Source organism: Pseudonocardia sp. NPDC046786 (assembly GCF_040645415.1).
GTDB classification, from domain to species: domain Bacteria; phylum Actinomycetota; class Actinomycetes; order Mycobacteriales; family Pseudonocardiaceae; genus Pseudonocardia; species Pseudonocardia kongjuensis.
The window spans coordinates 260,058-280,702 of sequence record NZ_JBEYYF010000001.1; the positions used below are offsets into that span (position 1 = coordinate 260,058).

Sequence of the window (20,645 nt, forward strand, 5' to 3'; positions counted from 1 at the left end):
CCCGGGCTCACGCCCCGGCGCGGCCGTCGAGCTGTTCCCGGATCAGGTCCGCGTGGCCGCAGTGCCGCGCGTACTCGCCGATCATGTGGACGATGACCCACCGCACGGACACCGGCCGGACGGCGAGCGAGCCCGCCCGTCTCCGGGTCGGGATCGAACGACGGGGGCACCTCCTCACCGGCGAGCACGATGCGGAACCAGTTGCGCTCGACCGCGGTCAGGTGCCGCACCAGCCCGAGCAGGGTCAGCGACGACGGCGGAAGCGGCGCCGCACGCACCAGGTCGTCGCCCGGCCCGGTGCACTTCCCGACGAGAGTCGCCCGGTAGAAGTCGAGCCAGCCGTCCAGGGTGGCCTGCTCGCCGGGCCTGCATCGGCGGAACCGCACGTCCATCGGTCGTCATGCCGCCGATGGGGGTGCTGCTCACCGGATGCTCGACCGCCCCGGCCCCCGATCTCGCCCTCGCCTACTGGAACTTCTTCGGCGGCGGCGACGGCGAACGGATGGTCGGCCTGGTCGACCGGTTTCGCGCCGGAGGCGGTCGGGATGCGGCCGCTGGACGGGGTGCGGGCCGAGGGGGAGGAGGTGTCGGTGTCGCTGCCGCCGCTGTCCTGGGCGGTCGTTCCACTTCATGTGATCTGACTCACTTGAATTGGGCGCCGTTCGCTGGAAACGTGCTGTCTTGACGCAATGCGTTCCGACGAGATCCTCGCGTTTCTGGCGACCTTCCCCGGCACCCGGCTGATCGAGGCGAACGGCGACGTGTTCGCCGTTGACGATCCCGATCTCGACTACGAGCGACGCCCGCGGCAGGGCTGGGCCACGCTGGTCCACTCCGATGTCAACGACGCCTTCTCCGATCTGGACCGGCCGGGGGTGTTCCGGCTGAACATCGGACTGCCCGCGGCGCGTTTCCGGGAACTGTTCGGTGAACCGGGCGGGCACGACCCGGCCGCGCTCGACGTGCTGTTCCCGCACCCGGTCTACGCGTCGTCCCGGTGGGTGTCGGTGCTCAACCCGGACACCACCTGGCCGCTGGTGCGGGAACTGCTCGTCACCGCGCACGGGTTCGCGGGTTCCCGTTCGTCCAAGACGCGCGGGCGGACCGCGCCTACCGTCGTCCCGGACGCGACCGGCGCGAGCGAGGAGGACGGCGATGGCTGAGACGGACCGGGCCCCGGTGGTGCTGGGCCCCGGCGAGGGCCGGCACTACGACATGGGCCGGATCTCGGCTGTGTTCAAGGCCGACGGCGCCGAGACCGGCGGTGGCTACTCGGTCTCCGAGTGGTGGCTGGAACCGCACACCGCCGGGCCGGGCACGCACAGCCATCCCGAGGACGACGTGTTCTACGTGTTGGAGGGCACCATGTCGGTGCTGGTCGGCGACCGGTGGGTGGACGCGACGAGGGGCGCGTTCGTGGTCATGCCCGGTGGGGTGGCACACGACTTCGAGAACCGCGGCGACACCCGGGCGGGCGTGCTCAACCTGACCCATCCCGGGGACTTCGAGCAGCACATGCCCGGCGTCGTCAGCTGGTTCGCCGAGCATCCTGCGGGTCGGGCCGGACCCGCCTGACCCGGCCGCCGACGCCGATCCGGCCCTCCGGCAGCAGCCGCGTCCGGATCTCCGAGCCGACGCCCTGCCGCACCGTCAGCGACCGGCCGAGTTCCGCGGTGAGCCGGAGCGCGGCGGCGCCGGTGGCCTCGTCCTCCACGATCGCGTCGCCGCGCCACGGGAACGCCCGCGCCCGCACCGATCCGGCCGGCTCGTCCGTCCAGGCCCAGACGTAGAGGAAGCCGGTCCCGTCCGGCGGGACCGGGAGCGCATCGACCTCCGCCGGTGACGCGAGCTGCCGGGTGGTCCGGCCGGTCACCCACTCCGGACGGCCGGAGACCCAGCCGAGCTCCGCCGCCCGGCGCTGCCGCTCCACCGGACCGGACGGGTCGTCCAGGATCACGGCGAGCCGGTTGCCGGCTGTGTGTCCGGGGCCGCAGAAGACGTCGACGAGCAGTCGTTCGGGCACACCGGGAGCCCAGCACACACGGGTGCATACTCTGCGTTCGGCAGTGCAACCGGAGGGGACCGTGCCGCCGCAGCTCGTGCCGTTCGTGCTGGTCGTGATCGTGCTGACCGTCGTGCCGGGGCCGGACACCGCGCTCGGCCTGCGCAACGGCGCGCGCGGCGGGAGCAGCGCGATGTGGTGGACCGGCCTGGGCGCGTGCAGCGGGCTGTGCGTGCACGCGGCGGCGTCGGTGATCGGGTTGTCGGCGCTGCTCGCCGCGTCGGCCGAGACGTACACCGTCGTGAAGGTCGCGGGCGCGGCGTACCTGGTGTGGCTCGGCGTCAGCACCCTGTGGTCCACCCGGCGCCGGCGCGATCCGGTGCCGTTGCCGTTGCCGTTGCCGTTGCACGGAACGCTCGGCCCGTACGACGACGGGCACCGCCGGGCCGTGCTCGATCTGTCGCTGCGGGCGTGGGAGCCGGTGTTCCCCCGGACCCGCGCCGCGGTGCCCGGGTAGGTGTACGACGCGTTCTATCCCGACGGCTGGCGGGCCCGCCAGCTCGCCGGTCTGGCCGCGGTCTCCCGTCGGTCCGTCGCCGGGGTGGCCGTCGGGGACCTGGAGAAAGTGCTCACCGGACGCACGGGCCCACATCGGATCGATCGGATCGGTCAAGTCGACGTAGCCGAACCAGCGCAGCCACACTGCCGACGACACCCGAGTCGGCACCTGCGGCAGCGAGAGGATCCACCTCGGCGGTATGCACCCAGGTGGGCACGGTCCTGGCCTTCGCGACGGTCGTGGGCCTGTCGGCCCGTCTACGCGCACGGGAACCTCGACGTGAAGGCCGCCGCGCTGTCCCAGCTCAGCACCACGGTTACCGGCGGGTTGCGGTCAAGGGGTGAGGTCAACGGCGGCCGGGCGGACGGGTCGTGATCGCCGATCATGCCTCTGACCTGTGGCGGAAGCGGGGGGATTCGAACCCCCGGTCCTGTCGGACGCTCGCTTTCAAGGCGAGTGCATTCGGCCGCTCTGCCACGCTTCCGTCGGGGAGGGTACCGGGGCGGACCGGTCGCGCCACGCCCCGGCAGGACTGCCCGCCCGGTCAGCCGGACACGCCGACCGGACGACGAGGGCGGTCCAGGCAGGGCCGCTTCGGATCGAACTCCCAGCCGGGCAGGATCGTGCGCATCGCGACGGCGTCGTCGCGCATCCCCAGCCCGTGGGCCAGGTAGAGCTCGTGCGCGGCGGCGACGGCGTCCTCGTCGAGGGTGACGCCCAGGCCCGGGCGGTCCGGGACGGCGATCCCGCCCTCGACGATGCGCAGCGGGTCGGCGGTCAGCGCCTGGCCGTCCTGCCAGATCCAGTGCGTGTCGATGGCGGTGATCTCGCCGGGCGCAGCGGCCGCGACGTGGGTGAACATCGCCAGCGACACGTCGAAGTGGTTGTTCGAGTGCGATCCCCAGGTCAGGCCCCAGTCCGCGCACAGCTGGGCGACGCGCACGGAGCCCGCCATCGTCCAGAAGTGCGGGTCGGCCAACGGGATGTCGACCGCGCCCGCCTGGACGGCGTGACCCAGCTGCCGCCAGTCGGTGGCGATCATGTTGGTCGCCGTCCGCAGGCCGGTCGCCCGGCGGAACTCGGCCATGACCTCGCGGCCGGAGAAGCCGTCCTCCGCGCCGCACGGGTCCTCGGCGTAGGTGAGCACGTCGGACAGCGACCGCCCGACCCGCACGGCCTCGGCCAGCGACCAGGCCCCGTTGGGGTCGAGGGTGACCCGGGCGTCGGGGAAGCGCTCCTTGAGCGCACGCACCGCCGCCGCCTCCTCGTCCGCGGGGAGCACGCCGCCCTTCAGCTTGAAGTCGGCGAAGCCGTAGCGCCGCTGCGCGGCCTCCGCCAGGCGGACGACCGCCTCCGGGGTGAGCGCCTCGGCGTCGCGCAGCCGCATCCAGTCGTCCTCCGGCGCACCGGCGGCCCGGTAGGGCAGGCCGGTGGCGGTGGCGTCACCGACGTAGAACAGGTATCCCAGCGCGGGCACCGTGCCCCGGACCTGCCCGTCCCCGAGCAGCTCCGCGACCGGCAGCTCCAGGTGCTGCCCGAGCAGGTCCAGCAACGCCGACTCCAGCGCGGTCACCGCGTGCACCGTCACCCGCAGGTCGAACGTCTGGGCACCACGGCCGCCGGCGTCCCGGGCGCCGAACCGCTCGGAGACCGCGCGCAGGGTGGAGCGCAGCCGGGCCGGCGCGGTGCCCACGATCAGGTCGGCGCTGTCGGCCAGGGTGGTCCGGATGGCCTCGCCGCCGGGCACCTCCCCGACCCCGGTCCGGCCCTCGGAGTCGGTGAGGACGACCAGGTTGCGGGTGAAGAACGGGGCGTGCGCGCCGGAGAGGTTCAGCAGCATGCTGTCCCGGCCGGCGACCGGGACGACGCGCAGACCGACCACGGTGGGAACAGGACTCATCGCAGGCCCTCCTCGATCGCGGCCCGGGTGAGCTCGCCGTCGACCCGGCGCCAGGCGCCCTCGGGATTGTCGTTGCGCAGCACCGCGGGCAGCAACGCCTCCGGCACGTCCTGGTAGGCGACCGGACGCAGGAACCGCTCGACGGCCAGCGTCCCCACCGAGGTGGAACGGCCGTCGGTCGTCGCCGGGAACGGTCCACCGTGGACCATCGCGTGCCCCACCTCGACGCCGGTCGGCCAGCCGCCGAACAGGATGCGCCCGGCGAGGTCCTCCAGCACCGGCATCAGCCGCGCCGCGAGCTCGACGTCCCCGGCCTGCTCGACGTCGGCGTGCACGGTCGCGGTGAGCTGCCCCTCCAGCACCCCGAGAACCGCGAACAGCTGCTCGGTGTCGGTGCAGCGCACCACGAGCGAGGTGGCGCCGAACGCCTCGGCCTGCAGCGCCGGGTCGTCGACGACGCGCTCGCCGTCGACGACGAGCAGCCGGGCACGACCCGCCGCTGCGGCGTCCGGGGACGCCCCGCGGGCCAGCTCCTGCACACCCGGCCGGGCCGCGACGGCGTCACCGGCCCCTGCGTAGTGCCGGGCGATGCCGGGGGTCAGCATGACGGCGCCCGCGTCGGCGCCGACCGCGGTCGCCGCGGCGTCCAGGAAGGCGTCCAGCCCTGGCCCGTCGACGGCCAGTACCAGGCCGGGGTTGGTGCAGAACTGGCCCGCCCCGAGCGTCAGCGACCCGACGAAGGCGATGCCCAGCTCGGCGCCGCGGGCGGCCAGCGCCCCGGGCAGCACCAGCACCGGGTTGATGCTGGACATCTCCGCGTAGACCGGGATCGGCGTCGGGCGGGCGGCGGCGGTCGCGGCGAGCGCGAGACCGCCGGCGCGCGAGCCGGTGAAGCCGACGGCCCGGATCCGGGAATCGGCCACCAGGGCCGTCCCGGTCTCGTTCCCGGTGCCGACGAGCTGGGAGAACACGCCCTCCGGCATGCCGCTCGCCACGGCGGCGTCCCGCACGGCGGTGGCCACCAGCTCGGCGGTACCGAGGTGCGCCGGGTGCGCCTTCACGACGACCGGGCAGCCCGCCGCGAGCGCCGACGCGGTGTCACCGCCCGCGGTGGAGAACGCGAACGGGAAGTTGCTCGCCCCGAACACCACCACCGGGCCGAGCGGCACCCGTCGCCTGCGGATGTCGCTGCGCGGCAGCGGGGTGCGGTCCGGCCGGGCCGGGTCGACGCAGGCGTCCTGCCAGGTGCCCGCGAGCAGCTCGGCGGCGAAGAGCCGCAGCTGCCCGCTGGTGCGGCCGACCTCGCCGGTCAGCCGGGGCAGCGGCAGCGCGGTCTCGGCGTGCGCGCGCTCGACCAGCGCGTCCCGCCGCTCGTCGAGCAGGTCGGCCACGGCGGTGAGGAAGCCGGCCCGCTGCTGCGGGGTGGTCGCCCGCGCGGGAGCGGCCGCCGCGGCGGCGAGCGTCACGGCCGCCTCGACCTGCTCGTCCGATGCCGCCGGGTAGCCGGGCTCCAGCGCCTGGCCGGTCCGCGGGTCGGTGGACGTCTGCCGCGGCCCGGTCCCGGTGACGGCGTCGAATCCGATGATCATGCTGCCGGTCGGGCCGGCCAGGGTGGGGGCGGACACGCGTCGTGCTCCTCCGGGTCGTGTGGGTGTCGTGGACGGGTGCTCAGTCCTGGTCGAGCTCGGCGACGAGCGCCTACGCCCGCTCGACGATCGCACCCAGCTCGGCCAGCTCGTCGTCGGTGAGATCGGTCAGCGGCGGGCGGACCGGGCCCGCGGGGTGCCCGGTGACCGTCATCCCGGCCTTGACGATGCTGACGGCGTAGCCGGGCCTGCGGTCGCGCAGCGCGGTCAGCGGCAGCACGACCTCGGACAGCAGGCGCCGGACGGTGTCCCGGTCACCTGCCCGCACCGCCGCGTAGAACACGAGCGCGAACTCGGGCAGGAAGTTGAACAGCGCCGAGCTGTAGGTGGTGACGCCCAGCTCCAGGTAGGGCAGGGCGAACGTCTCCGCGGTGGGCAGGCCGCCGATGTAGACCAGCCGGTCGCCGACGGCCGCGTGGATGCGGGTGATCGCCTCCAGGTCACCGACGCCGTCCTTGAACCCGATCAGGTTCGGGCAGTCGGCGGCGAGGGCCGCGACCGTCCGCGGGGCGTAGACGGCGTTCGCCCGGCTGTAGACGATGACGCCGAGCGAGGTCGCGGCGCACACGGCGCGCACGTGCTCGGCCAGCCCGTCCTGGGACGCCTCGGTCAGGTACGGCGGGAACAGCAGGATGCCGTCGGCGCCCGCGGCCTCGGCGGCCCTGGCGAACGCGATCGCCTGTGCGGTGCCGTGACCGGCCGGAGCCAGGATCGGCGTGCTGGCAGGGGCGCTGTCCACGGCGGCGCGGACGACGGCGTCCACCTCGGCCGGGGTGAGCGAGAAGAACTCGCCGGTACCGCCGGCGGCGAACAGCCCGGCGACGTCGTACTTGCCGAGCCGGACGATGTTCTCCCGGTAGGCGATCTCGTCGAAGGCGAGGTCCGGGCCGAAGTGCGTGACCGGGAAGGACAGCAGGCCCGAGCCGAGCCGGGTGGCCAGCTCGACGGGGGTCGGTGTCGGCATCAGGGGGTCTCCTTGCGGGTCGTGGTCGGGGTGGCGGCGGTGGGGGTGGACGGCGCGGTGGCCGCGTCGTCGGTGCCGGACAGTCCGTCACCGACGGTGCGGTCCTGGTGGAGCATGACCACGAGCAGCGCGGCGAGCAGGCAGAACCCGGCCAGCCCGTAGAGCCCCCAGGTGACCTCGCCGGTGGCCTCCTTGATCAGGCCGAACCCGTAGGGCGCGACGAACCCGCCCAGGTTGCCCAGCGAGTTGACGACGGCGATGACGGCGGCCAGCGCCATCGGGTGCACGGTCGACTGCGGGATCGTCCAGAACAGCGGGCTCGCGCTCTTGAAGCCCATCGCGGCGATGCAGAGCATGATCAGAGCGAGCCACGGGGCGACGACGGCGGCGGCGAACGTGCCCGCTGCCGCGACGAGCAGGCAGCCGACGAGCAGCGGGCGGCTGCGGCCGAGCCGGTCGGAGGCCTTGCCGGTCAGGTACATCGCGATGACCGCGCAGATCCAGGGCAGCGACGACAGCAGGCCGACGGTGATGTCGTCGGTGCCCTCGATCCGGCGCACGATCGTGGGCAGCCAGAACGTGTTCGCGTAGATGGACAGCTGGATCGCGAAGTAGATCAGGCAGAACATGAGCACGGCGGGCTGGACGAGCAGCGTCCAGCGCGACACGGTCGCCGGGTCGGTGCCCGCGGCCCGCTCGGCGTCCTCGCGGTCGATGGTGTCGCCGAGTGCGGTGCGCTCACCGGCGGTGAGCCAGCGGGCGTCGGGGATGCGGCTGTCGAGCCGGGTGTAGGCGAACAGGCCGACGACGACCGAGAGCAGGCCCTCCAGCAGGAACAGCCACTGCCATCCGTGCAGGTCGAGCAGGCCGTGCATGGACAGCAGCGGGCCGGACAGCGGGCCGGACAGCGCCGCCGCGACCGACGAGCCCGCGACGAAGATCGCGGTGGCCCGTCCGCGGTGGCTGTGCGGCAGCCAGCGGGTGAAGAAGAAGATGATCGCCGGGAAGAAGCCGGCCTCGGCCGCGCCGAGCAGGAAGCGCAGGACGTAGAACGAGACCGGGCCCTGCACGAACATCATGGCCGCGGAGATGAGTCCCCAGCTGACCATGATCCGGGTCAGCCACACCTTCGGGCCGAACCGCTCCATCATCATGTTGCTGGGCAGCTCGAACAACGCGTAGGCCACGAAGAACAGGCCCGCGCCGAGCCCGTAGGCCGCGGCGCCGATGCCGACGTCGGCCTCCAGATAGGTCTGGGCGTAGCCGATGTTCGAGCGGTTCAGCTGATTGCAGATCAGCATCACCACGAACAGCGGGACGACGCGCCGGAACACCTTGCGCACGGCGCTGTCGAGCAGTTCCCGGGAATCGTCGAGTCGTGGGTTCGAGGACATCTGTGGCCTCCGTGACGGGCACCGTCGTCGGTGCGTCGGACCGGCCAGGGGGCCGACGATCTGCGGAGCGGAGGTGTTCCGCTGCAACGACGCTAAGCCGCTCGGCCATGCACGTCTAACATTAGTTCAGCATCGAGCAATGCCCTCACGGCATCGTTGACGCGGTACCGCCGACGAGGGCGTCCACCACCGACCACACCGCCGGGTTCGACGACTGACGCCGCCACAGCAGGTGCAGCTCCACCGGATCGGCCCGCGCCGTGTCCAGCTCGGCGTGGACGACCCCCGGGATGCCCAGCCGGCGCGCGGACGCCGGGACGACGGCCACGCCACGACCCGCCTCGACCAGGCACAGCATCGTCAGGATCTGGTCGACGGTGTGCGCCACGTTCTGCGGCGGCACCGTGATCACCGAGACGACCAGGTCGTAGAAGTAGCGGGCCCTGGTCGGCGAGTACATGATCACCGGCTCGTCGCGCAGGTCGTCCGCCCGCAGAGCGCGACCCAGGCCGGCCAGCTGGTGCCCGGCGGGCAGCGCGACCACCAGCGCCTCGCGGGCGAGCACGTGCGAGGCGAACACCGTGTGGTCGAACGGGGGCCGCCCGAGACCCAGGTCGATCTCCTCGTTGAGCAGACCGGCCACCTGGTCCCGGGTGACCATCTCGGCGAGCACGATCTCGATGTCGGGCAACGTCCCCGCCAGCCGGTCGAGCAGGCCGCCGAGCACCCCGAACGTCGACGCCGCGGTGAACGCGATCCGCACGACGCCCGCGGCACCGGACGACACCCGGCGGGCCAGGTCCGGGGCCGACTCGGCCAGCGACAGGATGCGGCGGGCCTCGACCAGGAACGCGGTCCCGGCCGCGGTGAGCTCGACCGAGCGCGGACCGCGGTCCAGCAGCCGGGCGCCGACCGCCGTCTCCAGCTTCTGGATCTGCCTGCTCAGCGGTGGCTGGGTCATGGACAGCCGGGCCGCGGCCCGGCCGAAGTGCAGCTCCTCGGCCACGGCGACGAAGCCCTGCAACTGGTCCAGGCTGAACTGCACCGCAGGACGGTAGCAACGCCGCGGGGGTGTCGTCGGCGCGCCGCGACGGCCGGTGTGGTGGGATCCGTCCACGGGTCAGGGGAGGTCACCGTGCGGTTCGACGAGAACGCCCGACTGGACACGTCCGGGGTGGACGATCTGCGTGGCTCCGGCGGTGGCCGGATCGGCGGCGGCCGGGTCGGCGGCGGCCGGGTCGGCGGCCGGGTCGCCGGTGCCGGCGGCGGGCTCGGCATCGTCGGCGTCATCATCTACCTGCTGCTGTCGAACTTCGCGGGTGTCGACATGGGTGGGATGGGCGCGGGCGGTGGCTACCCCGGGCTCGACCAGGTCGGGGCCGGGCAGACCGCGGACAACTCCTCGCTCGCCCAGAACTGCGCCACCGGGGCGTCGGCGAACGACTCGACGGACTGCCGGATGGTCGCTGTCGTCAACTCCCTGGACGACTTCTGGTCGACCCAGTTCTCCTCCGGTTTCGCGCCGCCGCGCACCAACTTCTTCTCCGGAGGGGTGAGCACCGACGGCTGCGGTTCGGCGTCGTCGGACAGCGGGCCGTTCTACTGCCCGGCCGACTCCGAGATCTACATCGACCTGACGTTCTTCCAGGACCTCCAGGACCGGTTCGGCGCCCAGGGCGGCCCGTTCTCACAGTCCTACGTGATGGCCCACGAATACGGCCACCACATCCAGAACCTCACCGGTGACCTGCAGCGGGCGGGCCGCGAGACCGGCCCGGAGTCCGGGCAGGTGCGGCTGGAGCTGCAGGCCGACTGCTACGCGGGCATCTGGGCACACCACGCGACGACGGTCCCCGGCGACTCGGGGCGCCCGCTGATCACCGAGCTCACCCAGGCCGACATCGACGCCGCGCTGGACACCGCGTCCCGGATCGGGGACGACTTCATCCAGGAGAACCTCGGCTCCGGCCGGGTCGACGAGTCGCAGTTCTCGCACGGCAGCTCCGCGCAGCGCGAGCGCTGGTTCCGCACCGGCCTGGAGACCGGCGACGTCCGGGCCTGCGACACGTTCTCGGCCCGCGACCTGGGCTGATCCCGGCTCAGGCGTCCGCCGGGGGTGGGTCCGCGGCCAGGAACCCGGCCAGCTCGCCGGTGTAGCCCTCGACGGCGAGGTCCCAGCCGGGCCGGGCGAACTCCTCCGGCGTGAGCAGCAGCCGGTGCTGCACCTCCCGCACGTCCCGGGCGGTGTTCAGCGAGGTCCCGTCGTAGCGGTAGCCCAGCCGCCGGGAGACCTGCGCCGAGGCGTCGTTGCCCTCGACGTGGTCCGAGCGGGCACTCGTCGCACCCAGCCGGTCGAACGCGAACGCCAGCACCGCGGCCCGCATCTCGGTGCCGTAACCCTGCCCCTGGTACCGGCGGCCCAGGTAGGAGCCGGTGCCGACCTCGCGCAGCAGACCGAACCGGTTCGCCGTCACGCTCTGCAGCCCGATCACCGCCCCGCCGGCCCGGACCACCAGGTGCAGCGCCCAGGACTCCGGCGACGACCGCGCGCGCTCCGACCAGAGGTACTGCGCGACGCCGCGGCCCAGGTAGCGGGGATCGGCGTCGGTCCACGCGACGGCGAACGGCATCTCCGACCCCGGATGGACCCCGGCCTCGTGCAGCATCGGGACCAGCTCGCGCAGCGACCCGTCGTCGTCCGGGCGCAGCTCCAGGCGCGGGGTACGCAGCACCAGGCGGTGCGGCGGCCACGGGTCCGGGACCGGGTCGATCGACGCAGGCAGCCATTCCATGCCGGGAACCGTGCCGGATCGCACCGGCCGACGCGACGGAATACCGTCGGACCCATGAAGGCGATCACCCTGGCGGAGTACGGCGGTCCCGAGCAGATGGCCTGGGCCGATGTCGAGGATCCGACGCCCGGGCCGGGCGAGGTCGTGCTCGACGTCGCCGCGTCCGCGGTGAACCGGGCCGACCTGCTGCAGGTCCAGGGGAACTATCCGGTCCCGCCGGGCGCCTCGCCGATCCTCGGCCTGGAGTGCTCGGGCCGGATCGCCGCGCTCGGCGACGGCGTCCAGGGCTGGACGGTCGGCGACGAGGCGTGCGCGCTGCTGGCCGGTGGCGGCTACGCGCAGAAGGTGGCGGTACCCGCGGTGCAGCTGCTGCCCGTCCCCGACGGGGTGTCGCTCGTCGACGCGGGTGGCCTGCCCGAGGTGGCCTGCACGGTGTGGTCGAACGTGTTCATGGAGGGACGGCTCGCCGACGGTGAGACGTTCCTCGTCCAGGGCGGGTCGTCCGGCATCGGGACGCACGCGATCCAGGTCGCGAAGGCGTTCGGTGCGCGGGTCGCCGTCACCGCCCACCCGGACCGGCACGGGTTCTGCCGTGACCTGGGCGCGGACATCGTCATCGACTACCACGACGACGTCGCCGAGGCGCTGAAGAAGGCCACCGACGGGCACGGCGCCGACGTCATCCTGGACAACATGGGGGCCAAGGGCCTGGCGAACAACCTGTCCGCGCTGGCCCGCGACGGCCGTCTGATGATCATCGGCATGCAGGGCGGGGTGAAGGCCGAGCTGAACATCGGTGCGCTGCTGGCCAAGCGCGGCCACATCTCGGCAATGGGCCTGCGCGGACGCCCGGTGACCGGCCCGAACTCGAAGGCCGAGATCGTCGAGCAGGTGCGCGAGCAGGTGTGGCCGCTGTTCGGGGCGGGGAAGGTCCGTCCGGTCGTCTTCGAGCGGTTCTCGATGGCCGACGCCGCCGACGCGCACCGCAGGCTGGCCGAGGGCGGCGTCACCGGGAAGCTGCTGCTGCTGAACCCGAACGCCTGATCGGCATGATCCCCGCTGCGCGGTGCCGCCCGGCAGGGCCAGAATGGCACCCATGAGCGACGAGCAGGAGACCCCCGACGAGCGGGTCGTGGTGGTCGGCGCCGATGGCCGTCCGGTGGGCATGGCGAAGATCCCCTCCGGCGACGACGAGGCCGAGCAGCAGAGTCCGGCGAGCATGGTCGAGCAGCCCGCGAAGGTCATGCGGATCGGCACGATGATCAAGCAGCTGCTGGAGGAGGTGAAGGCGGCACCACTGGACGAGGCGTCCCGCAGCAGGCTGAAGGAGATCCACGAGAACTCCGTGAAGGAGCTCGAGGAGGGGCTCGCCCCGGAGCTGCGCGAGGAGCTGCAGCGGCTGAGCCTGCCGTTCACCGCGGACGAGACGCCGTCCGAGGGCGAGCTGCGGATCGCGCAGGCGCAGCTGGTCGGCTGGCTGGAGGGCCTGTTCCACGGCATCCAGACGGCGCTGTTCGCCCAGCAGATGGCCGCCCGCGCACAGCTGGAGCAGATGCGCCGCGGCCTGCCGCCGGGCGTCGGTGGCGGGCCGGATCAGGCCGGTGTCCCCGAGGGTCTGGGCCGGGGCACCGGCCAGTACCTCTGAGCTGCACTTCTGAGCTGCACTTCGCGGTGCCCGGCAGGGGCCTCCCCGGCCGGGCCCCGCGGAGTGCTCTGAGTACCCTCGTCGGGTGGCCGTGACCGTGACCGACAACGAGCCGGGCGATCTCGTCGACCCGTCCGAGGTGTCGAGCCCGCGCAGCTGGCGCCGGGCGTTCGCGGATCTCGCGGCCGGCTGGCGGCAGCGCCCGCTGTGGGGCTACCTCGGCTGGCAGGACATCAAGCAGCGCTACCGCCGCTCGGTGCTCGGCCCGCTGTGGATCTCGATCAGCATGGGCGTCATCGCGCTCGGGCTGGGCATCCTCTACTCGGCGCTGTTCGACATCCCGATCGCGACGTTCCTGCCGCACGTCGCCGTCGGGCTGCTGATCTGGAACTTCGTGTCCGGCTGCATCCTCGAGGGCAGCGAGGTCTTCATCTCCAACGAGGGCCTGATCAAGTTCCTGCCGGCCCCGCTGAGCCTGCACATCTACCGGCTGGTCTGGCGGCAGACGCTGTTCTTCCTGCACAACCTGGTCGTCTGGGTCGTGCTGATGATCATCTTTCCGCATCCGCTGGGCCTGCCGTCGCTGCTCGCGGTGCCCGCGTTCGTGCTGCTCGCGATCAACGGTGCCTGGGTGGCGATCCTGGCCGGGATCCTGGCGACCCGGTTCCGGGACATCCCGCCGATCATCGCCAGCGTGACCCAGCTGGTCTTCTACCTGACCCCGATCGTCTGGTCGGTCGACATCCTCCGGGACAACGAGGCGGCCCGCGAGCGAGCCAGCCTGGTCGAGTTCAACCCGGTGTTCCACTTCGTGGAGATCGTCCGCCAGCCGCTGCTCGGGCAGGAGATCGTCGGCCGGTACTGGCTGGTCACCGGCGTCATCACGATCGTCGGCTGGACCGCAGCGCTGGTCTGCCTGCGCAACTACCGCTCCCGCGTCGCGTACTGGGTGTGAACACCGTGCCGGAACCGTCCATCCGCATCGACCGCGCCGCCGTCGACTTCCCGATCTTCGACGCGAAGACCCGGTCGCTCAAGAAGGCCGTCCTCGGCCGGGCGGGCGGCCGGATCGGCACCGAGTCGAAGGTCCCGATCATCGAGGCGCTGCGGGACATCACCGTCACCCTCTCCAAGGGCGACCGGGTCGCGCTGGTCGGCCACAACGGCGCCGGGAAGTCCACCCTGCTGCGCCTGATGGCAGGCATCTACGAGCCGACCCGGGGCCGGTCGGCGGTGCGCGGCAAGGTCGCGCCGGTCTTCGACCTGGCCGTCGGCATGGACCCGGAGATCTCCGGCTACGACAACATCCTCATCCGCGGCCTGTTCCTGGGCATGACGCGCAAGCAGATGGAGGAGCGGATCGACGACATCGCCGAGTTCACCGAGCTCGGCGACTACCTCGAGATGCCGCTGCGCGCCTACTCGACGGGCATGCGGGTGCGGCTCGCACTCGGCGTCGTCACCTCGATCGACCCGGACATCCTGCTGCTCGACGAGGGCATCGGCGCCGTCGACGCCGAGTTCCTCGGCAAGGCCCGCGGCAGGCTGCACGAGCTCGTCGAACGCTCCGGGATCCTGGTGTTCGCCTCGCACTCCGACGAGTTCCTGGCCGACCTGTGCGACACCGCGCTGTGGATGGAACACGGGACGATCAAGGAGTACGGCCCGCTGCAGGACGTGCTGGACGCCTACAAGGGCCGGACCCCCTCGTGACCCCGGGCCCGATGACCGCTGCACTGCCGCCCGGCTCCGTCGTCGGCGTGATCGTCACCCGGCACCGCTCCGACATGCTGGTCGACTCGCTCGCCGCGATGGCGAAGCAGACCCATCCGATCACGCACCTGATCGTCGTCGACAACGGACCGGACCAGCCGGCCCGCGAGGCCGTCGACGCCTGCCCGCTGCCGACCACCTGGCTGCCGTCGTGGACCAACCTGGGCGGCGCAGGCGGGTTCGCGCTCGGCATGCTGCACGCGCTCGCGATGGGCGCGGACTGGATCTTCCTGGCCGACGACGACGGCCACGCCGCCGACGCCTCCACCCTCGCCACCCTGCTCGACGTCGCGCAGCGGCACGATCTCGCCGCGGTCTCGCCGGTGGTCGCCGACAAGGCCGACCCGGACCGGCTGGCGTTCCCGCTGCGGCGCGGCGTCACCTGGCACCGCAGCCGTTCCGCGCTCGGCGACGACGACCTGCTGCCCGGCATCGCCTCGTTCTTCAACGGTGCCCTGTTCCGCGCCTCGACGCTCGAGGTGATCGGAGTGCCAGACCTGCGGCTGTTCGTCCGGGGCGACGAGGTCGAGATGCACCGCCGGATGGTGCGCTCCGGGCTGCCGTTCGGCACCGCCCTGCACGCCGCCTACCTGCACCCCTACGGCTCGGACGAGTTCAAGCCGATGCTCGGCGGGCGGTTGCACGCGCAGGACCCGGGCGACGCGGTGAAGCGCTACTACACCTACCGCAACCGCGGCTACCTGATGAGCCAGCCCGGGATGCGCCGGATCGGCCTGCTGGAGCTGCCCCGGTTCGCCTGGTACTTCCTGGTGACCAAGCGCGACCCGCGCGCCTTCCGGGACTGGCTCCGCCTCCTGAACCAGGGCCGCAACGAGCGCTTCCACCGCGCTCCCTGACCGGCCGCACACCCGGACACCGCGCCGCACACCTGCTGCAGCAGGTGTGCCGCACGGTCAGGGGGTGTGCACCTCTGTCCACAGGGAGGGGTGGTTGTCCACAGGTTGGGGGATTGGGGGTGCGGGGGCGCTTCCTGGGTGTGGGGTGGGGTGGTGGATGCGTCGTTGCGGGTGGGAGCGGACGGACTGGTCCGCCGGCCGGCGCTGGTCGCCGACGGGTTCGACGGGGCCGAGATCGACCGGATGCTGCGCTCCGGTGTGCTCGTCGCGGTGCGCCGTGGCGTGTACCGGCTCGCCGGGGGTGACTCGCCGCGGGCCGAGGACGACCATCGGCTCCGGGCCCGGGCCGCAGGGCCCGAGCTGGTGTCCGGGGCGGTCTTCGGCTTCGTGACGGCGGCGGTGCTGCTGGGGCTACCGGTCTGGCGGATCCCGCTGCGACGGCTGCACGTGGTGCGCGACCGTTCGAACGGCGCACGGATCCGCGGCGACCTGCAGATCCACGGCGGCCGGCTCCCCGAGGGCGACGTGCTGGAACTCGCCGGCGGGTTGCGGGTGACCTCACCGGCCAGGACGGTCGTCGATCTGGCCCGCACCGTTGCGGCGCCGCAGGCACTGGTCACGATCGACGGGGCGCTGCACCGCCGGATCGTCGCCGAGCGCGCCCGGCGGCCGGATCCCGCAGCGGCGACGACCGGCGAGATCATCCGGGCGCTGGGGGCCTCGGCGAACTGGTCCGGGTCCCGGGCGGCTCGGCGCGCGGTCGCGTTCGCCGACGGACGCAGCGAGAGCCCCGGGGAGACACTCAGCCGGTTCCGCATGCACGTCGCCGGACTCCCGGCACCGGTCCTCCAGTGGCCGGTCCCGGGCACCCGGCTCCGTACCGACTTCGCGTGGCCGGACCGGGGGGTCGTCGGCGAGTTCGACGGTCGCACGAAGTACGGCCGCTCGCCACGCCCCGGCGCAGACCCGGCCGAGGTGCTGTGGCAGGAGAAGCGTCGCGAGGACCGGATCCGGGCGGAGGGTCTCACCGTCGTCCGGTGGACGTTTCCGGAGATCGACGATCCCGGCCCGAACGGCATGGCCGCCCGCCTGAGGCCCCTCGTCGGCCCGTGACCTCACACCGGTTTACCCCGCCGCACACCTGTTGCAGCGGGTGTGCGGCGCAGGGAAGGGGTGTGCGGCGTCAGCTTTTGAAGATGATGTAGCGGAGCATCACGAAATTGATCGCGGTGGCGGTGCCCTGGGCGACCAGCCAGGCCAGCGAGGTGTCGTGGGCCAGCGGCGGGAGCAGGTACAGGACGAGCGAGTTCATCCCGACGTTCACCGCGAACGTCGTGCCGTAGAGGGCCACGAAGCCGGCGAAGCGGCCCTTGCCGCCGGTGTTGGCGCCGGTGAAGGTGAACCGCTTGTTGAGCAGGTACGCGGTCGTCGTGCCGAGGATGAAGCTGATCCCCTTCGACACCGGGACCCACAGGCCGAGGTTCAGCAGCAGGTGGTAGATCCCGAAGTCGACCATCGCGGCGAGCACACCGACGACGACGAAGCTCCCGAGCTGGCTGACCAGTCCGCGGCGCGGCGCGGGCACCGCGTCGGGTGCCGGGCTCTCGGCCCGCGAGGGCTCGGTGGCGGTCACGCATCGAGGGTAGCGGCGCGCACCGCCCGGCCGGTCGGCGACCCGCCGCGCCGGGCCACCGCACCGGCCACGACCAGCGCGGACACCAGCCCGCGGCACGCACGCCGGCCCGGACATCGGGTTCGGCCGGACCCGGAGAACGAGGTCCGGGTGGCCGGAGCGGACAGCCGCCCCACTGGACACCGCCAAGCACTTTGTGCTACAAACTAGGCGCGAAGACAAACTACTCCGCGCTGGAGGGGACGATGCAGGACCGACCGAGCACCGACATCGGCGACGAGCCACCGGCCTCGCCGGCCGACGCCCTCGCGATCATCGAACGCGAGCAGGCCCGCCGGACGCCGGACTTCGCCCCGTACTTCCTGTCCTGGGGCGTGGCCTGGCTGCTGATCGGGCTCGCCTGGTTCACCGACCGCGCCGGTCTCGGACCCGCCGTGGACGCCTCGGCGATCACCGGCATCACGATCGGCATCGCGATCGTGCTGAGCGCGGTGATCGGGATCCGGATGGGCCGCGGCGTGCAGGGCACCTCCAGCCGGTTCGGCGCCATGTACGGCGTCGGCTGGATGGTCGCGATGATCGGTACCGGTGCGATCGCCGCGGCGTTCGCACCGGCCGTCACTCCGAGCGGCGCGAACCCGTTCCCGGTGCTCTTCGTGTTCGTTGTCGGCGTGCTCTACATGGCGACCGGCGCCTTCGTGCACAGCGCCGTCGACTACTGGACGGGCCTGACCGTGCAGGCGGTCGCCGTCGTCACCGCGTTCACCCCTGACCCGTGGAACTCCCTGGTGATGGGTCTCGGCGGCGGCGGCGCGCTGATCGTCGCCGGGCTCGTGCACCGGAGGGCGCGGTGACCGAGCTCGATCCGATCATCCACGCCCAGGCCCGGCTGCGCGTCACCGCCACCCTCGCGACGCTGCCGGACGGCGACCGGATGACGTTCCCCCGGCTCCAGGAGCTCCTGGAGATGACCGCCGGGAACCTGTCGACCCACCTGCGGAAGCTGGAGGACGCCGGCTACGTCGCGATCACGAAGACGCACCAGCGCCGCACCCCGGTCACCTTCGTCGAACTGACGAGAAGCGGTCGCCGGGCGTTCGAGGACTACACGACCGCGCTGCGGACACTGCTCGCGCCGCAGTCCAGCACGGAGGTCGGACGATGACGGCACCCGTGGAACTCACCGGGGTCAGCCGTCGCTACGGCGACACCGTCGCACTCGACGAGGTCGACCTCACCCTCGAGCCCGGCAGCCTCACCGGGCTGCTCGGGCCGAACGGCGCCGGCAAGTCCACCCTGGTCAACCTGGTCGCCGGGCTGCGCCGGGCCGACTCGGGCACGGTCCGGCTGTTCGGCGGTGACCCGCGGGACGCGGCCAACCGGGTCGCGCTGGGCACGACGCCCCAGCAGACCGGACTGCCCGAGACGCTGCGGGTCGGCGAGGTGCTGCGCTTCGTCTCCGGGCACTTCCCGGATCCGGTCCCGGCCGGTGAGCTGCTGGAGCGGTTCGGCCTGGGCGGTCTGGAACGCCGGCAGACCGGCGGGCTGTCCGGTGGCCAGAAGCGCCGGCTCGCCGTCGCGCTGGCCTTCTGCGGGCGGCCCCGGCTGGTGCTGCTCGACGAGCCGACCACCGGGCTGGACGTCGAGGGGCGCCGGGCGCTGTGGGACGCCGTCCGCGACTTCCACTCCGGGGGCGGGACCGTCCTGCTCACCACCCACTACCTGGACGAGATCGAGAACCTTGCCGAGCGGGTGGTGGTGCTCGCCGCCGGCCGGATCCGGGCCGACGGCGACGTCGGCACCGTGCGCGGGGCGGTCCGGCGCAGCCGGGTCACGCTGCACGCGCCGCTGCTGCCCGAGCTGCCGGGCGTCGAGCACGCCGAACGGGACGGGGACCGCTGGACCCTGCACACCGCGGACGCCGACGAGCTGGTCCGCACCCTGGTCCGCCACGACGTCGCGTTCTCCGATCTCGGCGTGCAGCGGGCGTCCCTGGAGGACGCGTTCCTGTCACTCACCGGAGGCACCCGATGAGCACCCGCACCGCGCCCCGCGCGGCCGCCGCGCTGGTCGCCGCGCACGTCCGCTACCTGGTGCTCGAACAGCTCCGGATCCCGATCGCGGTGCTGTCCTCGGCGCTGTTCCCGGCACTGACGCTGCTGTTCTTCGTGCTGCCGTTCGACTACTCGCAGGATCCGGCCGCGGCCACCGCGGCGGTCGCGCAGCTGGCCCTGTTCGGCGTGCTGACCGGGTTCCTGTTCACCTTCGGCGTCGGTGTCGCCGACGACCGGGAGAAGCCGTGGGACCCCTACCTGCGGACGCTCCCGGCGCCGGCGGCGGCCCGGATCGTGGCCCGGCTGGCGTGCGGCGGCTTCTTCGCGCTGCTCTCGGTGCTGCCGGTGCTCGTGGTGGGCGCGCTGTTCACCGCGGCGACGGTGCCACCGGGCCGGATGGTCGGCGCGGTCGCGATGCTGGCGCTCGGCGGGCTGCCGTTCCTGCTCGGCGGCCTCGCGATCGGCTACTCGCTGCCGACGAAGGTCGCGTTGCCGGTGGTGCAGCTGGTGTTCTTCCCGATGGCGTTCGGCGGCGGGCTGCTGCTGCCGCCCGCGCTGTTCCCGGGCTGGATGCAGGTCGTGTCGTCGCTGCTGCCCACCCGTGGTGCCCGTGACCTGCTGATCCTCAGCCTCGGCGGGCCCACCCCGGGGCTTCTGACGGTGCTCGCCTTCGCCGGCTGGACGGTGCTGGCAGCGCTGGTCGCGGGCTGGGCCTACCGGCGCGACGAGGGCCGCCGCTTCCGCTGAGCCACCCGGCGCGGCCCCGAGGGGGGTCGGGACCGCGCCGGGACCCGCAGGTCAGAAGTGCCGGCCGGCGAACGTGTAGCGGGTGCGGACCGTCACCGAGCCGGCGGAGGTGCGGCCGTAGACCCGGAAGTGCGGGCGCCCGTGCACCGGCCGGGACGCCACCTTCGAGCGGATCGAGCCGAACGACGAGACCAGGCCGTCGACGTCGGCGGTGGCGTGCTCGGGCACCAGCAGGCGGGCCGAACCGGCGCCGAGCTCCAGCTCCACCTCGACCACCGGCGAGGGCAGCTCGGCCTCGCAGAAGTCCAGCAGCACCGAGCCGAACGAGCTCTGCACCCGTAGCCGGGGCGGGACGTTCCAGCGCCCGCGCCGCTTGAGCGGGCCGACCCCGCCGCGCAGCACCGTGGGCGGGCCGACCGGGGTGGCGAGGACGTCGGCGCTCAGGTTCAGCGGATCGCCGGGCAGATCGGACAGCACCGGCAGCAGGTCCGCGCCGAACCGGGCCGCGTAGACGGTGCTCAGCCGCTCCTGCAGCTCGTCGACCGAGATACGGCCCTCCGCCATGGCCCGGTTGAGCCGTTCGGCGGCACGCTCGCGGTCGGCGTCGGAGATCCTGATCTCGCGCCGCTCCCCGGGAACCCGCGGACCGTCCACGTGTCCAGGGTAAACGGCCACCGGT

23 protein-coding genes, 1 tRNA gene and 1 pseudogene are annotated in these 20,645 nt (G+C 72.9%); 14 read left to right on the plus strand and 11 right to left on the minus strand.

The window, feature by feature from the left end; genetic code table 11:
• Window positions 1–7: 7 nt before the first annotated feature.
• Window positions 8–402, minus strand: a pseudogene (locus ABZ881_RS01370) (DinB family protein).
• Window positions 403–689: 287 nt separating this feature from the next.
• On the opposite strand from ABZ881_RS01370, the gene ABZ881_RS01375 reads away from it, so the two are divergent.
• Window positions 690–1,163, plus strand: coding sequence for a DUF6194 family protein (locus ABZ881_RS01375; protein ID WP_358480841.1), 474 nt, complete (start codon window positions 690–692; stop codon window positions 1,161–1,163).
• Window positions 1,156–1,575 carry a cupin domain-containing protein gene (locus tag ABZ881_RS01380; protein WP_358480843.1) on the plus strand — a complete coding sequence of 140 codons (420 nt, stop codon included), beginning with the start codon at window positions 1,156–1,158 and terminating at the stop codon, window positions 1,573–1,575. Before ABZ881_RS01375 ends, ABZ881_RS01380 begins: the two co-directional genes overlap by 8 nt.
• Here ABZ881_RS01380 and ABZ881_RS01385 read toward each other — a convergent pair.
• Complete coding sequence (locus tag ABZ881_RS01385; RefSeq protein ID WP_358480846.1) at window positions 1,529–2,023, minus strand: hypothetical protein; 495 nt, start codon at window positions 2,021–2,023, stop codon at window positions 1,529–1,531. The two genes, ABZ881_RS01380 and ABZ881_RS01385, sit on opposite strands and share 47 nt — an antisense overlap.
• Window positions 2,024–2,084: 61 nt before the next feature.
• On the opposite strand from ABZ881_RS01385, the gene ABZ881_RS01390 reads away from it, so the two are divergent.
• Complete coding sequence (locus ABZ881_RS01390) at window positions 2,085–2,519, plus strand: LysE family translocator (RefSeq protein ID WP_358480847.1); 435 nt, start codon at window positions 2,085–2,087, stop codon at window positions 2,517–2,519.
• 440 nt (window positions 2,520–2,959) lie between these two features.
• Here the strand turns inward: ABZ881_RS01390 and ABZ881_RS01395 are convergent.
• From ABZ881_RS01395 to ABZ881_RS01420, 6 genes are all read right to left on the minus strand, one after another.
• Window positions 2,960–3,045: transfer RNA gene (locus tag ABZ881_RS01395), tRNA-Ser, on the minus strand.
• 60 nt (window positions 3,046–3,105) lie between these two features.
• Window positions 3,106–4,461 carry an enolase C-terminal domain-like protein gene (locus ABZ881_RS01400; RefSeq protein ID WP_358480849.1) on the minus strand — a complete coding sequence of 452 codons (1,356 nt, stop codon included), beginning with the start codon at window positions 4,459–4,461 and terminating at the stop codon, window positions 3,106–3,108.
• Window positions 4,458–6,086 carry an aldehyde dehydrogenase (NADP(+)) gene (locus ABZ881_RS01405; protein ID WP_358480851.1) on the minus strand — a complete coding sequence of 543 codons (1,629 nt, stop codon included), beginning with the start codon at window positions 6,084–6,086 and terminating at the stop codon, window positions 4,458–4,460. The genes ABZ881_RS01400 and ABZ881_RS01405 overlap by 4 nt, the downstream gene beginning before the upstream one ends.
• 73 nt (window positions 6,087–6,159) lie before the next feature.
• Window positions 6,160–7,071 carry a 5-dehydro-4-deoxyglucarate dehydratase gene (gene kdgD, locus ABZ881_RS01410; RefSeq protein ID WP_358480853.1) on the minus strand — a complete coding sequence of 304 codons (912 nt, stop codon included), beginning with the start codon at window positions 7,069–7,071 and terminating at the stop codon, window positions 6,160–6,162.
• Window positions 7,071–8,465: an MFS transporter gene (locus ABZ881_RS01415; RefSeq protein ID WP_358480856.1), complete on the minus strand. Its 1,395-nt coding sequence runs from the start codon at window positions 8,463–8,465 to the stop codon at window positions 7,071–7,073. The genes kdgD and ABZ881_RS01415 overlap by 1 nt, the downstream gene beginning before the upstream one ends.
• Window positions 8,466–8,610: 145 nt before the next feature.
• The gene (locus ABZ881_RS01420; protein ID WP_358480858.1) at window positions 8,611–9,510 is read right to left on the minus strand and encodes a LysR family transcriptional regulator; all 900 of its coding nucleotides are present in this window, start codon (window positions 9,508–9,510) and stop codon (window positions 8,611–8,613) included.
• 90 nt (window positions 9,511–9,600) lie between these two features.
• Between ABZ881_RS01420 and ABZ881_RS01425 the strand changes: the two genes are divergently transcribed.
• Window positions 9,601–10,557: a neutral zinc metallopeptidase gene (locus ABZ881_RS01425; RefSeq protein WP_358480860.1), complete on the plus strand. Its 957-nt coding sequence runs from the start codon at window positions 9,601–9,603 to the stop codon at window positions 10,555–10,557.
• 7 nt (window positions 10,558–10,564) lie between these two features.
• Here ABZ881_RS01425 and ABZ881_RS01430 read toward each other — a convergent pair whose 3' ends face one another.
• A complete protein-coding gene (locus ABZ881_RS01430) occupies window positions 10,565–11,257 on the minus strand; it encodes a GNAT family protein (RefSeq protein WP_358480862.1) in 693 nt (230 codons plus the stop codon).
• A gap of 54 nt (window positions 11,258–11,311) precedes the next feature.
• Between ABZ881_RS01430 and ABZ881_RS01435 the strand changes: the two genes are divergently transcribed.
• From ABZ881_RS01435 to ABZ881_RS01460, 6 genes are all read left to right on the plus strand, one after another.
• A complete protein-coding gene (locus ABZ881_RS01435; protein ID WP_358480864.1) occupies window positions 11,312–12,301 on the plus strand; it encodes an NAD(P)H-quinone oxidoreductase in 990 nt (329 codons plus the stop codon).
• A gap of 43 nt (window positions 12,302–12,344) precedes the next feature.
• Window positions 12,345–12,902, plus strand: a complete 558-nt coding sequence (locus ABZ881_RS01440) for a bacterial proteasome activator family protein (RefSeq protein WP_358480865.1) — start codon at window positions 12,345–12,347, stop codon at window positions 12,900–12,902.
• Window positions 12,903–12,993: 91 nt separating this feature from the next.
• Window positions 12,994–13,857 carry an ABC transporter permease gene (locus tag ABZ881_RS01445; protein ID WP_358481098.1) on the plus strand — a complete coding sequence of 288 codons (864 nt, stop codon included), beginning with the start codon at window positions 12,994–12,996 and terminating at the stop codon, window positions 13,855–13,857.
• 5 nt (window positions 13,858–13,862) lie between these two features.
• Complete coding sequence (locus tag ABZ881_RS01450) at window positions 13,863–14,615, plus strand: ABC transporter ATP-binding protein (RefSeq protein ID WP_358481101.1); 753 nt, start codon at window positions 13,863–13,865, stop codon at window positions 14,613–14,615.
• An 11-nt stretch (window positions 14,616–14,626) separates the two neighbouring features.
• Entirely contained in the window at window positions 14,627–15,532 is a 906-nt protein-coding gene (locus ABZ881_RS01455; RefSeq protein WP_358480867.1) for a glycosyltransferase family 2 protein, read from the plus strand.
• Window positions 15,533–15,703: 171 nt separating this feature from the next.
• The gene (locus tag ABZ881_RS01460) at window positions 15,704–16,645 is read left to right on the plus strand and encodes a hypothetical protein (RefSeq protein WP_358480868.1); all 942 of its coding nucleotides are present in this window, start codon (window positions 15,704–15,706) and stop codon (window positions 16,643–16,645) included.
• Between the two features lie 70 nt (window positions 16,646–16,715).
• On the opposite strand, the gene ABZ881_RS01465 is transcribed toward ABZ881_RS01460, so the two are convergent.
• Window positions 16,716–17,165: a GtrA family protein gene (locus ABZ881_RS01465; RefSeq protein WP_358480870.1), complete on the minus strand. Its 450-nt coding sequence runs from the start codon at window positions 17,163–17,165 to the stop codon at window positions 16,716–16,718.
• A 245-nt stretch (window positions 17,166–17,410) separates the two neighbouring features.
• On the opposite strand from ABZ881_RS01465, the gene ABZ881_RS01470 reads away from it, so the two are divergent.
• Genes ABZ881_RS01470 through ABZ881_RS01485 form a run of 4 tightly spaced genes read left to right on the plus strand, consistent with a single transcriptional unit; the run spans window position 17,411 to window position 19,966 of the window.
• Window positions 17,411–18,019 carry a hypothetical protein gene (locus ABZ881_RS01470; RefSeq protein ID WP_358480872.1) on the plus strand — a complete coding sequence of 203 codons (609 nt, stop codon included), beginning with the start codon at window positions 17,411–17,413 and terminating at the stop codon, window positions 18,017–18,019.
• Window positions 18,016–18,330: a transcriptional regulator gene (locus ABZ881_RS01475; RefSeq protein ID WP_358480874.1), complete on the plus strand. Its 315-nt coding sequence runs from the start codon at window positions 18,016–18,018 to the stop codon at window positions 18,328–18,330. The genes ABZ881_RS01470 and ABZ881_RS01475 overlap by 4 nt, the downstream gene beginning before the upstream one ends.
• Entirely contained in the window at window positions 18,327–19,199 is an 873-nt protein-coding gene (locus ABZ881_RS01480; protein ID WP_358480875.1) for an ABC transporter ATP-binding protein, read from the plus strand. Before ABZ881_RS01475 ends, ABZ881_RS01480 begins: the two co-directional genes overlap by 4 nt.
• Window positions 19,196–19,966, plus strand: coding sequence for an ABC transporter permease (locus tag ABZ881_RS01485; RefSeq protein WP_358480877.1), 771 nt, complete (start codon window positions 19,196–19,198; stop codon window positions 19,964–19,966). The genes ABZ881_RS01480 and ABZ881_RS01485 overlap by 4 nt, the downstream gene beginning before the upstream one ends.
• Window positions 19,967–20,017: 51 nt before the next feature.
• Here the strand turns inward: ABZ881_RS01485 and ABZ881_RS01490 are convergent, their stop codons facing one another.
• Window positions 20,018–20,620: a DUF1707 domain-containing protein gene (locus ABZ881_RS01490; RefSeq protein WP_344024281.1), complete on the minus strand. Its 603-nt coding sequence runs from the start codon at window positions 20,618–20,620 to the stop codon at window positions 20,018–20,020.
• Window positions 20,621–20,645 lie beyond the last annotated feature (25 nt).

Excerpts from the sequence above, each read along its gene's own strand:
- ABZ881_RS01375 (WP_358480841.1), top strand. The coding sequence starts at position 690 with ATGCGTTCCGACGAGATCCTCGCGTTTCTGGCGACCTTCCCCGGCACC.
- ABZ881_RS01380 (WP_358480843.1), top strand. The coding sequence starts at position 1,156 with ATGGCTGAGACGGACCGGGCCCCGGTGGTGCTGGGCCCCGGCGAGGGC.
- ABZ881_RS01400 (WP_358480849.1), bottom strand. The coding sequence starts at position 4,461 with ATGAGTCCTGTTCCCACCGTGGTCGGTCTGCGCGTCGTCCCGGTCGCC.
- kdgD (WP_358480853.1), bottom strand. The coding sequence starts at position 7,071 with ATGCCGACACCGACCCCCGTCGAGCTGGCCACCCGGCTCGGCTCGGGC.
- ABZ881_RS01415 (WP_358480856.1), bottom strand. The coding sequence starts at position 8,465 with ATGTCCTCGAACCCACGACTCGACGATTCCCGGGAACTGCTCGACAGC.
- ABZ881_RS01430 (WP_358480862.1), bottom strand. The coding sequence starts at position 11,257 with ATGGAATGGCTGCCTGCGTCGATCGACCCGGTCCCGGACCCGTGGCCG.
- ABZ881_RS01435 (WP_358480864.1), top strand. The coding sequence starts at position 11,312 with ATGAAGGCGATCACCCTGGCGGAGTACGGCGGTCCCGAGCAGATGGCC.
- ABZ881_RS01440 (WP_358480865.1), top strand. The coding sequence starts at position 12,345 with ATGGCACCCATGAGCGACGAGCAGGAGACCCCCGACGAGCGGGTCGTG.
- ABZ881_RS01455 (WP_358480867.1), top strand. The coding sequence starts at position 14,627 with ATGACCGCTGCACTGCCGCCCGGCTCCGTCGTCGGCGTGATCGTCACC.
- ABZ881_RS01470 (WP_358480872.1), top strand. The coding sequence starts at position 17,411 with ATGCAGGACCGACCGAGCACCGACATCGGCGACGAGCCACCGGCCTCG.
- ABZ881_RS01480 (WP_358480875.1), top strand. The coding sequence starts at position 18,327 with ATGACGGCACCCGTGGAACTCACCGGGGTCAGCCGTCGCTACGGCGAC.
- ABZ881_RS01485 (WP_358480877.1), top strand. The coding sequence starts at position 19,196 with ATGAGCACCCGCACCGCGCCCCGCGCGGCCGCCGCGCTGGTCGCCGCG.